Genomic DNA, 12,325 nt, shown 5'->3' with positions numbered 1-12,325 from the left:
GGGCGAGGCCGGCAATGGGTCAGAGCCCCTTCTCATCGGGAAGGGGCTCTGACCCCGCGGGATCACAAAACACCATGGAAAGTGATGAACTTCACACTTCATAATTTCCAATCCCGGCCGATACTGCTTTCAAGCCGCGCGCCAGCGCGTGTCGGCCCCCGCCCCAGAACCAAGATTCCATGTCCGACGGCCACGACACTGATCTGCACGATGCCCACGCGGCCGACGCCGCCGACGAACGCTTTCTGGTGCGCAATCCCCGCCAGCTGCGCCAGCTGCTGCGCTCACTGATCGAGCACCGCTCGCTGATCAATGCCCATATCGACGGCCGGGACCGGTCCTTCCCCACCGCCCTGCTCGACCTGGACGAAGACGAGGATGTCCTGCTGCTCGATGGCAGCCCGCAGGAGGCCTCCAACCGCGCAGCCGAACAGGCCGACCACCTGCTCTGCTTCGCACAGCTGGAACGGGTACTGGTGCGGTTCCGTCTGCAGGGCCTGCAGCGGGTGAACAACGATGGGCACGTGGCGTTCCGCGCGCCGCTGCCCGAAGAACTGGTGCATCTGCAGCGGCGTGAACTGTACCGGCTGGAAACCCCCATCACCGATTCACCGCAGCTGACCCTCCCCGCCGGTGAAGCCGGCAGCGACGCCCTGTCCATGCGCGTGGTCGACATCAGCGGCGGCGGCCTGGCGGTCGCCGTGCCCAGCGACTGCGCAGTGTTCAGCCTGCAGAAACGCTACAACGCCCTGCTGTCGATGCCCGATGGCCCCGACCTGCCGATCAGCCTGGTGGTCTGCAACATGCTGCCGCAGCGGCAGCCCAACGGCATCGAGGTCAAGCGCATCGGCATGCGTTTCGACGATCTGCCACGCGGCGGCGACAGTGCCATCCAGCGTTACATCTTCCGCATCGACCGCCAGCGCAAGGCACGCCAGAACGGCGAGATGTAGTGCCGGCGCCCCGGTAGATCCACGCCATGCGTGGATGCCCACCACCCCGGTGGATCCACGCCATGCGTGGATCCCCACCACCCCGGTAGATCCACGCCATGCGTGGATGCCCACCACCCCGGTAGATCCACGCCATGCGTGGATGCCCACCACCCCGGTAGATCCACGCCATGCGTGGATGCCCACCACCCCGGTAGATCCACGCCATGCGTGGATCCCCACCACCCCGGTAGATCCACGCCATGCGTGGATGCCCAACACCCCGGTAGATCCACGCCATGCGTGGATGACGTCCCGGACCACCTAAAGTCCCCCCGCGCAAGGCCGATATCGAGCCTGACACCGGGACTTCCGGCAGACCAGGACCCCTCGATGAACGACAAGACCAGTTCCACCGCCAGCGCCGGCGGCGAATTCCTCAGCTTCACCCTCGGCGCCGAGCACTACGGCGTGGACATCCTCAAGGTGCAGGAAATCCGTGGCTACGACGCGGTCACCCGCGTGCCGGACGCACCGGACTACATCAAGGGCGTCATCAACCTGCGCGGCACCATCGTTCCGGTCATCGACCTGCGCCTGAAGCTGCGCCTGGAAAACGCGCGCTACGACGCCTTCACCGTGATGATCGTGCTGAACGTCGAAGACCGCGTGGTCGGCATCGTGGTGGACAGTGTCTCGGATGTGATTCCGCTGTCGGCCGAGCAGATCCGCCCCACCCCGGAATTCGGCGCCGCCGTCGATACCCGCTTCATCTCCGGCATCGGCACGCAGGACGACCGCATGCTGATTCTGCTGGACATCGAGACCCTGCTGGACAGCGCCGACATGGGCCAGGCCAGCGTGGTCGAAGACGCCGCGGCCTGACCGCACGGACTTCCCTCACGTTTCTGCAACCGCGCCCTTCAGTTCCCCGCAGCCGTGCCGATAGGGGGACAGAAGCCCGGTCGCGCAGGAGCGCGCAGAACCGGATCGACCATCCCACATCCCCGGAGAACCACCCCGATGAAGTCCCTGCTTGCGTTCGTCTCTGCCGCCGTCCTGGCCACCACCGCGTCCTCCGCTTTCGCCCAGGCGGCCGACATGATCCCGCCGGAACTGGCCCCGCGTTCGGTCGGCAAGGACGGCATGGTCTGCGGCAAGGTCGAAAAGGCCCGCTTCGCCGAAGGTTCTGAAGGCCAGCCGACCTTCCTGTACATGGGCGGCGCCTTCCCGCGCCACACCTTCTCGGCCCGCATCGCCGGCGAAAACCGCAGCAAGTTCAACTTCCCGCTGGAAACCCTGGAAGGCAAGACCGTGTGCGTGCTCGGCAAGATCCAGCGCGATGCCTCGCGCGCTGAAATCGAAGTCAGCTCGCCGGCAAGCCTGAAGCTGGCCAACATCAAGTAATCCGCTGTCCATCACCACGCTGGCGCTTTGCCGGCGTGGTCTGCTGCAACCGGGCCAGACGCCCGGGCGCGTCTGCCTTAGGAGATCGCAACGCCCATGCCGTGGATCAACAACCTCAAACTGATGCCGAAGCTGCTGCTGACCTTCGGCGTCGTCCTGCTGGTGATGCTGCTGCAGGGCATCGTCGCCTATCGTGGCCTGCATTCGCTGAACAACGTGACCACCGAGCTGGCGGGCACGCGGATGGAGAGCATCCGCATGGCCGGCGAGATGCGCGGCATGATCGGTGAGATCCGCAACTCCGAATACCAGCAGCTGGTCCGCGCCAGCGCCGATGTGAAGGCCGACGCCCACGCCCGCGTCGCTGAACTGCGCACCAAGCTGGACAAGGCGATCAAGGACTACCCGACCCTGATCGACAACCCGCAGCAGAAGAAGCTGTTCGACACCTTCGCCAACGACTGGAAGGACGCCGTCGCCTCCTACAACAGCGTCAACGAGATGCTGGAACTGGAGCTGCCTGACGATGCCATCGATACCTTCGTCGGTGAAACCCGTACCAAGCACCGCAAGGCCACCGCTTCGCTCGAAGCGCTGATCGCCGAAGACAACCGCCTGTCCCGCGCCGCGCGTGACGAGGCATCGTCCACCTACTCCGCCTCCGCCACCCTGATGGTGATCGCCCTGTTCGGCGGCGCCGCGCTGGGCCTGGTGCTGGTGTGGCTGTTTGCCCGTGCCCTGGTCGGCAGCGTGCGTGGCGCCGTCTCGGTCGCCAACGACGTGGCCGGCGGCAAGCTCGACGGCCATATCGACGTCAGCCGCCAGGACGAAGTGGGCGAACTGATGCAGGCCATGCAGCGCATGCAGCGCGACCTGCGCGAACGCATCGAAACCGATGCCGCCGTCGCCCGCGAGAACCTGCGCATCCGTACCGCACTGGACTCCAGCTCGACCGGCGTGTACCTGACCGACCCGAACAACGTCATCGTCTACAGCAACCGCGCCCTGCAGCAGACGCTGGCGCAGTACCAAGACGAAGTGCGCCGCGATCTGCCGGACTTCGACGCACAGGCGTCGCTGGTCGGCAAGCCGGTGACCGTGCTGGAACACCGCGGCGAGATGGACGCGACCCTGGTGGCCAACCTCAAGGCCCATGGCGTTGCCCGCCGCCCGATGCAGTACGGCGATGCGCAGTTTGCCCAGGTGGCATCGACCATCCGCAACGAAGCCGGTGACACCGTAGGCTACGTGGTCGAATGGCGCGACCGCACCCAGGAAGCCCAGGTCGAAGCTGAAGTGGCACGCGTCATCGCCCAGGCCGCCGCAGGCGACCTGTCCGGCCGCATCGATTCCATCGGCAAGGAAGGCTTCTTCCTGCAGCTTGCCCAGCAGATCAACGGCCTGCTGGACGCCAATGCCGGCAGCATCGAACAGATCTCCGGGCTGCTGGCTGCCCTGTCGCAGGGTGATCTGACCGTACGCATGCATGGCGATTACCAGGGCGTATTCGCCCGCATGCGTGACGATGCCAACGCCACAGCCGCGCAGCTGAGCGAAATTGTCACCCGCATCAAGCAGTCCAGCCGCGCCATCAATTCGGCGGCGGGCGAAATCGCCTCCGGCAACAGCGACCTGTCGCGCCGCACCGAACAGCAGGCCGCCAACCTGGAAGAAACTGCGGCGTCGATGGAAGAACTGACCTCCACCGTGCGCCAGAACGCCGAGCACGCCCGCCAGGCCAACCAGCTGGCCATCGGCGCGCACGGCGTGGCCTCGCAGGGCGGCGAAGTGGTCGGCCAGGTGGTCACCACCATGTCGGCCATCGAAGCGTCCTCGAAGAAGATCGCCGAGATCATCAGCGTCATCGACGGCATCGCGTTCCAGACCAACATCCTCGCACTGAACGCCGCGGTTGAAGCCGCACGTGCCGGCGAACAGGGTCGCGGTTTCGCCGTCGTCGCCAGCGAAGTGCGCACCCTCGCCCAGCGCTCGGCGGCTGCCGCCAAGGAGATCAAGGGCCTGATTGATGATTCGGTCGGCAAGGTCAACGACGGCTCTGCGCTGGTGCACAAGGCCGGCGCCACCATGGGCGAGATCGTCGCCTCGGTGCAGCGCGTCACCGACATCATGGCCGAGATCTCCGCGGCCTCGCAGGAACAGTCGGCCGGCATCGAGCAGGTCAACCAGACCGTGGTGCAGATGGACGAAACCACCCAGCAGAACGCCGCGCTGGTGGAAGAAGCCACTGCCGCCGCACGGGCGATGGAAGAACAGGCCGGCCAGCTGAGCGAAGCTGTCTCGATCTTCGTCGTGGACGAAGCCGAGACCGTGGTCGCCCCGCGCGCCCCGGCACCGCGCGCTGCCGCCCCGGCACCGGCACCGGCCGCACCGCCGGCGCGCCGCAGCACCGGTGGCCGCCCGATGGCTGCAGAACTGGCGGACGGGGACTGGCAGGAGTTCTGATTCCTGCCCCCGGGGTCGGATCCCTTTTCCAAAGGAAAAGGGCTCCGACCCCAGATGTTCCGAACACGCCCTGGCCCGTGCCGGGGCGTGTTCGTTTACGGGGATCCCGGATCAACAGCCAACGGCGAAGCCCCTCGGGGTGGATGCGCATCGTGCTGGGATTTTGTGGGTTGGCCGGGCGGGTGGGCTGCGCCGGGGGACGCTGCAAGTACGTCCATGTAAGCTCGGTCGCCGCATCCATGCGGCTCACGCCCCCGCGCAACCCACCCACCCGGCCTCGGACAGTTTTCCGCGCGTCCACCCCGGAATGAAGAAAGAAAAGCAAGAGCAACAACTGCACGCTTCCGGGGTCAGATCCGTTTTCCGCAGGAAAACGGCTCTGACCCCCAATTCCGCCCCGACAACAACACCGCTCCTGCCGTCCGGCCGCGCGATGCACGAAGAGGCAGGCCGGCCTGCCTCCCTCGACCTGACGAAGCGCCGACCAACCGCTATTGCCGTTGCTGTTAGAAGCCTGCCGCAGGCAGCGCCGCAGCCGCCGCTGCAAGGAACCCTGAATACGCAAAGTGCGTAACCCTCAAATCTCCCCGCCCCCGGCCGATAACCGTTCTGTCACGGCCGGTCGCGCCATGACCGGTACTGGCGCCGCCCGCCCGTCTCGACCTGGCCTGCTTCATGAACCTCCTGCATCGCTGGCAACACTACTTCAGCAACCTCTCCGTCCGGCGCAAGCTCAACCTGCTGACGCTGCTCATCGCGATCGGCGTGGTCGCGCTGTCGGTCATCGCCGCCCGCATGCAGTACCTGGACCTGACCCAGACCCGCAAGGACGCCCTGAAGACCCAGGTCGAACTCACCTACGGCGTACTCGACCACTACAAGCGCCTCGGCGACAGCGGCGAACTCAGCGAAGAGGCCGCCAAGGCTTCCGCCCTGCAGGCGCTGAACGTGATGCGCGCCAACAACGATGCCGATTACTACAACGTGCTGGACACCCAGTACCGCGTCCTGATGCACCCGTTCGCACCCAAGCGCGTCGGCACCGTGCAGAAGGACTACACCTCCGATGACGGCGTGCCGATCTACTACCTGCAGGTCGGCATGGCCCGCCTCGGCGGCGGCTTCACCTATTACAAGACCGGCAAGCCCGGCAGCGAAGGCCTCATCGACAAGATCACCTACGCCGGCATGTACGCGCCCTGGCAGTGGGTGGTCACCACCGGCGTCTACATGGATGACGTGCAGCGCGAAGCCTGGGCCTTTACCGGCGTGATGGCCCTGTCCGGCGGCGCGCTGGTGCTGATCGTGCTGTGCCTGAGCTGGATCATCGGCAACCGCATCGCGCGCCCGCTCAAGCAGGCCACCGCCGTTGCCGAAGGCATCGCCGCAGGCCGGCTGGACAGCCACATCGGCCCGCAGCCACAGGATGAGACCGGCCGCCTGCTGCACGCCATGTCCGGCATGCAGCAGCAGCTGCACGCCGTCATCAGCGGCCAGCGCGAGATGGCCAGCCGCCACGATGCGGGTGAACTGAGCTACCGCATCGACGCCAGCGCCTTCCCCGGCGAGTACGGCCTGATGGTGCAGGAAACCAACGCCCTGGTCGGCAGCCACGTGCAGACCCTGCACGACGTGCTGAATGTGGTGCAGCAGTACGCCGTCGGCGATCTCAGCCGCGACATCGCCCGTTATCCAGGCGAGAAGGCCGCCATGACCACGACCGTGGACACCGTCAAAGCCAACCTCGGCCGCATCAATGCCGAGATCAAGCAGCTGGCCGCCGCCGCGGCCGCCGGTGATTTCAGCCGGCGCGGCGATTCCCAGCGCTTCGATCACGATTTCCGTCTGATGCTGGAAAACCTCAACGCCATGATGGCGGTCAGCGATGACAACCTGGGCAAGCTCTCGCAGCTGCTCTCGGCCATCGCCGAAGGCGACCTCACCACCCGCATGCACGGCGATTACCAGGGCGTGTTCGCGCGCATGCGTGACGATGCCAACAGCACCGTCAGCCAGCTGACCCAGATCGTCGGCCAGATCCAGGCCAGCGCCTCCAGCATCACCCTGGCCGCTGGCGAGATCGCCTCCGGCAACACCGACCTGTCACGCCGCACCGAACAGCAGGCCGCCAACCTGGAAGAAACCGCGGCGTCGATGGAAGAACTGACCTCCACCGTACGCCAGAACGCCGAACACGCCCGCCAGGCCAACCAGCTGGCCATCGGCGCACACGGCGTTGCCTCGCAGGGTGGTGAAGTGGTCGGCCAGGTGGTCACCACCATGTCGGCCATCGAAGCGTCCTCGAAGAAGATCGCCGAAATCATCAGCGTCATCGACGGCATCGCCTTCCAGACCAACATCCTCGCGCTGAACGCCGCCGTCGAAGCCGCCCGTGCTGGCGAACAGGGCCGCGGTTTCGCCGTGGTGGCCAGCGAAGTGCGCACCCTCGCCCAGCGCTCGGCGGCCGCCGCCAAGGAGATCAAGGGCCTGATCGATGATTCGGTCGGCAAGGTCGCCGAGGGTTCCAGCCTGGTCCACCAGGCCGGCAGCACCATGGGTGAAATCGTCGCCTCGGTGCAGCGCGTCACCGACATCATGGCCGAGATCTCCGCCGCCTCGCAGGAACAGTCGGCCGGCATCGAGCAGGTCAACCAGACCGTGGTGCAGATGGACGAAACCACCCAGCAGAACGCCGCGCTGGTGGAAGAAGCCACCGCCGCTGCACGGGCGATGGAAGACCAGGCCGCGCAGCTGGCCGACGCTGTGGCGATCTTCCGCCTCGACAACCAGGTCGCTGCCGCAGTGAAGGCGGTCACCGCCCGCATCGAGCCGGCCCCGCCGGTCGTGGCGACGCGCCGTCCGCAGCCCGCGCCGCCTGCCCGTCGTCCCAGCTCCAGCTCCAGCACCGTCGCCCCCAGCGATAGTGACTGGCAGGAATTCTGATCCCGGCGGCGGCTTCGGCCGCCGCCCTCGCCGATGGACACGTCCCCCGTGCAAAGTCCTACTCCCATCGTCACCGGCCCCCGCGAATTCGAGTTCGCCGACCGTGATTTCCGCCGTGTCTGCGACCTGATCTACCAGCGCGTGGGCATCGCACTCGCCCCGGCAAAGCGCGACATGGTCTACGGCCGCCTGTCGCGCCGCCTGCGCACGCTGGGCATGCGCAGCTTCCAGCAGTACCTGGACCATCTCGAACAGGACGGCGGTGATGAGTGGCAGGCGTTCACCAACGCACTGACCACCAACCTCACCTCGTTCTTCCGCGAACCGCACCACTTCGACAAGCTGCGCGAGGAACTGCAGCAGCGCTCGAGCCGCAGTCCGCTGCTGCTGTGGTCGTGCGCCGCCTCAACCGGTGAAGAGCCCTACTCCATGGCCATCACCGCCTGCGAGGCCTTCGGCACCCTGAAGCCGCCCGTGCGCATCGTCGCCACCGATGTGGACACCCAGGTACTGGCCACCGCCAGCCGCGGCGTCTACAACATCGACCGCGTCACCAACCTCGACCCGGACCTGCGACGCCGCTACTTCCAGCGCGGCAGCGGCCCCAATGAAGGACAGTGCCGTGTCCTGCCCGCGCTGCGCGAGCTGATCGACTTCCGCCCGCTCAACCTGCTGGCCCCGCGCTACGACGTCGGCGGCCCGTTCGATGCGCTGTTCTGCCGCAACGTGATGATCTACTTCGACAAGCCCACCCAGCGCGCCATCCTCGGCCGCCTGGTGCAGCACCTCAATGAAGATGGCCTGCTGTACACCGGCCACTCGGAGAATTACCTGCACGCGGCCGACCTGATCCAGCCCTGTGGCCGGACGCTGTACCGCCGTGCACAAGGGGCCGGCGCATGAACGCTTCGCTGCGCACCGACGAGGTGATGCGCTACCAGGATGCGCGCTTCAAAACCGTCGCCGCCAAGCTGCTGCCCACCCAGTACCTGGTGGTGGATGACGCCACCGCGCTGACCACCACGCTGGGCTCCTGCGTGGCGGCCTGCCTGCGCGACCCGGTGCTGAAGATCGGTGGCATGAATCATTTCCTGCTGCCCGAAGGCAATGCCGGCGATGGCGCCCCCGCCCGCTACGGCAGCTACGCCATGGAACTTCTGATCAACGACATGCTCAAGCGCGGCGCACACCGCAAGCGCATCGAGGCCAAAGTGTTTGGCGGCGCCAACGTGCTGAAGGGCTTCACCAGCAACCCGGTAGGCACGCGCAACGCCGAGTTCGTGCGCCAGTACCTGCAGGCCGAGCACATTCCGATCATCGCCGAGGACCTGTGCGGCATCCACCCGCGCAAGATCTGGTTCTTCGCCGACACCGGCCGCGTCGTGGTGCAGCGCCTGCCCCACGCACACGAAGCCGAAGTGGCTGCAACCGAATCGGCCGTACGTGCCCGCCTGTCCAAGGCGCCGGTCACCGGTGGCGTGGAGCTGTTTGAATGAACGTGCCCGGCAACGCCCCCTGCCGGGTCCTCATCGTCGACGACTCTGCCGTCGTGCGGCAGATGCTCACCGAAATCCTGTCCAGCGATCCGGGCATCGACGTGGTCGGCACCGCCGCCGACCCGCTGCTGGCGCGCGAAAAGATCAAGCGTCTGGCCCCGGACGTCATCACGCTGGACGTGGAAATGCCACGCATGGACGGCCTGGCGTTCCTGGAAAACCTGATGCGGCTGCACCCGCTGCCGGTCGTGATGATCTCCTCGCTCACCGAGCGCGGCGCCGACACCACCCTGGAGGCCCTGGCCCTGGGCGCGGTCGACTTCGTCTCCAAGCCCAAGCTGGACGTCGCCCGCGGCCTGCAGGGCTATGCCGATGAAATCATCGCGAAAGTGAAAATGGCCGCGCGCTCGCGCGTGCGCCCGCTGATGCGGACCACCGCACCCAAACTCATCCTCGATACCAGCCCGTCGCTTCGCCCGGCCGCACCCCACTTCCGCACCACCGACCGGCTGATCGCCATCGGCTCGTCGGCCGGCGGCACCGAAGCGCTGCGCGTGGTTCTCGAGGGTCTGCCGGCCGACGCCCCGGCCGTGGTGATGACCCAGCACCTGCCCGCCAGCTTCAGTACCGCGTTCGCCGAACGCCTGGACCGCCACTCAGCGATGGCCGTGCGCGAAGCCAGTGATGGTGAAGCGGTGCTGCCTGGCCATGCCTACCTTCCACCCGGCGGCAAGCACCTGCGCATCATCCGCGATGGCGCACGTTGGCGTTGCCGCATCGACGACGGCCCGGCAGTGAACCGGCACAAGCCGGCGGTGGACGTGCTGTTCCGTTCGGTGGCACAGGCCGCGGGTGGCAACGCCATTGGCGCCATCCTTACCGGCATGGGTGACGACGGCGCACGCGGCCTGCTGGAAATGCGCCAGGCCGGCGCGCCCACGTTGGTGCAGGACGAAGCCACCAGCGTGGTCTGGGGCATGCCCGGTTCCGCGTTCAAGCTGGGCGCGGCCGAGGAACAAGTGCCGCTGGAGCGGATTGCCGAACGGTTGCTGGCGCTGGCGCGCGGCTGATCAACATCACGGATTGCCGGCCAGCGGCCGGCACTACCATCTGGCTGGCAGCGAACGGTAGTGCCGGCCGCTGGCCGGCAACCTCAGTTACCCCAATACAACCGCATCGGATTGTCCACCAGCAGCTTCTGCTGCAACGCCGACGTCGGTGCGATGTGTGGAATCACATCCACCAGATGCCCGTCATCAGGCATGTGATCCTTCATGTTCGGGTGTGGCCAATCGGTGCCCCACAGCACGCGATCCGGGAAGCGCTCCACCAGATGCCGGGCGAACGGCACGACGTCGGCATACCCCGGCGGCCCCACCCGCGACAGCCGCTCGGGGCAGCTGACCTTGCTCCACACGTTGCCGTGCTCGGCCATCAACTGCACGAACCTCTGGAACTCCGGCCCGTCCACCGGCTGGCTGACATCCGGCCGGCCCATGTGGTCCACCACCACGGTGGTCGGCAGCGAAGTGAAGAATTTCCAGCGCTCGGCCAGATCGGCCGCTTCAAAGTAGACCACTACGTGCCAGCCCAGCGGCGCGATGCGGTCGATGATCGCGTGGTAATAGGCATCCGGTTTGGGATCGACCAAGCGGCGCACGAAGTTGAAACGCACACCGCGCACACCGGCCGCATGCAGCTGCTGCAGTTCCTCGTCGCTGACCGTGTCACGCACGGTGGCCACGCCCCGCGCCAAGCCCCCGCTGGCCTGCAGCGCATCGACCAGGGCGCGGTTGTCGGCACCATGGCAGGTGGCCTGCACGATCACATTGCGGCTGAACCCGAGGAAGTCACGCAGCGCGAACAGCTGCGCCTTGCCGGCGTCGCACGGCGTGTACTTGCGCTCGGGCGCGTACGGGAACACGTCGCCCGGGCCGAACACGTGGCAGTGCGCATCCACCGCACCCGGCGGCGGTACGAACCGTGGGCGGCTCGGCTGGGCGCAGTAGTCCAGCCAGTCGGCATCCTTCTGGAACGCGCCCATTACAGCCCCCTCGCCTTCAGCTGGTCATCCAGCCGCGGGTACACGCGGCGTGCATTGCCCTCGAAGACCTTGCAGCGGTCCGCCTCGGACAGCGCCAGTGCATCGACGTAGCGGCGGGTATCGTCGAAGAAGTGCCCCGTCTGCGGATCGATGCCGCGCACCGCGCCGACCATTTCCGAACCGAACAGGATGTTGTCGATGTCGATCACCTCGAACAGCAGATCGATACCGGGCTGGTGGTACACACAGGTATCGAAGTAGACATTCTTCATCACATGCTCGGCCAGCGGCGGCTTGCCCAGCATGTCCGCCAGGCCCCGGAAGCGACCCCAATGGTACGGCACCGCGCCGCCGCCATGCGGGATGATGAAACGCAGCTCCGGGAAATCACGGAACAGATCGCCCTGCAGGAACTGCATGAAGGCCGTGGTATCGGCGTTCAGATAATGTGCGCCAGTGGCGTGGAAGTTTGCGTTGCAGCTGCCGGATACATGCACCATCGCCGGCACGTCCAGTTCGACCATCTTCTCGAAGAACGGGTACCAGGACCGATCGGTCAGCGGCAGACCGTCCCAATGGCCACCCGAGGGATCCGGGTTGAGGTTGCAGCCCACGAAGCCAAGCTCGTTCACGCAGCGCTCCAGTTCAGCCACCGAATGCGCGATCGGGACACCCGGCGATTGCGGAAGCTGGCAGACACCGATGAACTGTTCCGGATACAGCTGCACCACCCGTGCGATCAGGTCGTTGCAGTGGCGCGTCCATTCGGCGCTGACCTGCTCATCGCCGATGTGGTGCGCCATGGTGCTGGCACGCGGCGAGAAGATGGTCATGTCCGCGCCGCGCTCGCGCAGCAGGCGCAGCTGGTTGGCTTCCACGCTGTCGCGCAGCTCGTCGTCGCTGATTGCGGGATAGACCGCTGCCGGCAGCGAGCGGTCGTTAAAGTGGGCCACCTGCGCCTTGCGGAAGGCATCGTGGCCCGCAGGGGCCGTGGTGTAGTGGCCGTGGCAGTCGATGATCATGGGGGGATCTCCTGGGGC

Annotated in this window: 11 protein-coding genes; 9 read left to right on the top strand and 2 right to left on the bottom strand. The window is 66.6% G+C overall.

Features of this window, described 5'->3' with window-relative positions; translation table 11 throughout:
- The first annotated feature begins 179 nt into the window (after window positions 1–179).
- The 9 genes from C1924_RS09575 to C1924_RS09535 all read left to right on the top strand — a co-directional run bounded on the left by C1924_RS09575 (window position 180) and on the right by C1924_RS09535 (window position 10,311).
- On the top strand, window positions 180–953 hold the full coding sequence (locus C1924_RS09575; protein ID WP_108765081.1) for a flagellar brake protein: 774 nt from the start codon (window positions 180–182) through the stop codon (window positions 951–953).
- A gap of 372 nt (window positions 954–1,325) precedes the next feature.
- Window positions 1,326–1,817 (top strand): chemotaxis protein CheW, encoded by a 492-nt coding sequence (locus C1924_RS09565; RefSeq protein ID WP_108765080.1) that lies wholly within the window; start codon window positions 1,326–1,328, stop codon window positions 1,815–1,817.
- A gap of 138 nt (window positions 1,818–1,955) precedes the next feature.
- Window positions 1,956–2,339, top strand: a complete 384-nt coding sequence (locus tag C1924_RS09560) for a hypothetical protein (protein WP_108765079.1) — start codon at window positions 1,956–1,958, stop codon at window positions 2,337–2,339.
- Window positions 2,340–2,435: 96 nt separating this feature from the next.
- Window positions 2,436–4,802 carry a methyl-accepting chemotaxis protein gene (locus C1924_RS09555; RefSeq protein ID WP_108765078.1) on the top strand — a complete coding sequence of 789 codons (2,367 nt, stop codon included), beginning with the start codon at window positions 2,436–2,438 and terminating at the stop codon, window positions 4,800–4,802.
- Window positions 4,803–5,109: 307 nt separating this feature from the next.
- Window positions 5,110–5,376: a hypothetical protein gene (locus C1924_RS20310; protein ID WP_159094780.1), complete on the top strand. Its 267-nt coding sequence runs from the start codon at window positions 5,110–5,112 to the stop codon at window positions 5,374–5,376.
- Between the two features lie 101 nt (window positions 5,377–5,477).
- Window positions 5,478–7,745 carry a methyl-accepting chemotaxis protein gene (locus tag C1924_RS09550; protein WP_108765077.1) on the top strand — a complete coding sequence of 756 codons (2,268 nt, stop codon included), beginning with the start codon at window positions 5,478–5,480 and terminating at the stop codon, window positions 7,743–7,745.
- Between the two features lie 33 nt (window positions 7,746–7,778).
- Window positions 7,779–8,648: a CheR family methyltransferase gene (locus C1924_RS09545; RefSeq protein ID WP_108765076.1), complete on the top strand. Its 870-nt coding sequence runs from the start codon at window positions 7,779–7,781 to the stop codon at window positions 8,646–8,648.
- Window positions 8,645–9,241 carry a chemoreceptor glutamine deamidase CheD gene (gene cheD / locus C1924_RS09540; RefSeq protein WP_108765075.1) on the top strand — a complete coding sequence of 199 codons (597 nt, stop codon included), beginning with the start codon at window positions 8,645–8,647 and terminating at the stop codon, window positions 9,239–9,241. Before C1924_RS09545 ends, cheD begins: the two co-directional genes overlap by 4 nt.
- On the top strand, window positions 9,238–10,311 hold the full coding sequence (locus tag C1924_RS09535; RefSeq protein WP_108765074.1) for a chemotaxis response regulator protein-glutamate methylesterase: 1,074 nt from the start codon (window positions 9,238–9,240) through the stop codon (window positions 10,309–10,311). Before cheD ends, C1924_RS09535 begins: the two co-directional genes overlap by 4 nt.
- 83 nt (window positions 10,312–10,394) lie before the next feature.
- Here C1924_RS09535 and C1924_RS09530 read toward each other — a convergent pair whose 3' ends face one another.
- Complete coding sequence (locus C1924_RS09530; protein WP_108765073.1) at window positions 10,395–11,285, bottom strand: amidohydrolase family protein; 891 nt, start codon at window positions 11,283–11,285, stop codon at window positions 10,395–10,397.
- On the bottom strand, window positions 11,285–12,307 hold the full coding sequence (locus C1924_RS09525) for an amidohydrolase family protein (RefSeq protein ID WP_108765072.1): 1,023 nt from the start codon (window positions 12,305–12,307) through the stop codon (window positions 11,285–11,287). The genes C1924_RS09530 and C1924_RS09525 overlap by 1 nt, the downstream gene beginning before the upstream one ends.
- Between the last annotated feature and the right edge of the window lie 18 nt (window positions 12,308–12,325).

Origin of the sequence: Stenotrophomonas sp. ESTM1D_MKCIP4_1 (assembly GCF_003086895.1) — a bacterium.
In the GTDB taxonomy this organism is placed as follows: domain Bacteria; phylum Pseudomonadota; class Gammaproteobacteria; order Xanthomonadales; family Xanthomonadaceae; genus Stenotrophomonas.
Note: the sequence above shows the minus strand (reverse complement) of the source record. Positions and strands in the feature narration are given on the sequence as shown.

Coding starts and splice junctions, on each gene's coding strand:
- C1924_RS09575 (WP_108765081.1), top strand. CDS start 180: ATGTCCGACGGCCACGACACTGATCTGCACGATGCCCACGCGGCCGAC.
- C1924_RS09565 (WP_108765080.1), top strand. CDS start 1,326: ATGAACGACAAGACCAGTTCCACCGCCAGCGCCGGCGGCGAATTCCTC.
- C1924_RS09560 (WP_108765079.1), top strand. CDS start 1,956: ATGAAGTCCCTGCTTGCGTTCGTCTCTGCCGCCGTCCTGGCCACCACC.
- C1924_RS09555 (WP_108765078.1), top strand. CDS start 2,436: ATGCCGTGGATCAACAACCTCAAACTGATGCCGAAGCTGCTGCTGACC.
- C1924_RS20310 (WP_159094780.1), top strand. CDS start 5,110: ATGAAGAAAGAAAAGCAAGAGCAACAACTGCACGCTTCCGGGGTCAGA.
- C1924_RS09550 (WP_108765077.1), top strand. CDS start 5,478: ATGAACCTCCTGCATCGCTGGCAACACTACTTCAGCAACCTCTCCGTC.
- C1924_RS09545 (WP_108765076.1), top strand. CDS start 7,779: ATGGACACGTCCCCCGTGCAAAGTCCTACTCCCATCGTCACCGGCCCC.
- cheD (WP_108765075.1), top strand. CDS start 8,645: ATGAACGCTTCGCTGCGCACCGACGAGGTGATGCGCTACCAGGATGCG.
- C1924_RS09535 (WP_108765074.1), top strand. CDS start 9,238: ATGAACGTGCCCGGCAACGCCCCCTGCCGGGTCCTCATCGTCGACGAC.
- C1924_RS09530 (WP_108765073.1), bottom strand. CDS start 11,285: ATGGGCGCGTTCCAGAAGGATGCCGACTGGCTGGACTACTGCGCCCAG.
- C1924_RS09525 (WP_108765072.1), bottom strand. CDS start 12,307: ATGATCATCGACTGCCACGGCCACTACACCACGGCCCCTGCGGGCCAC.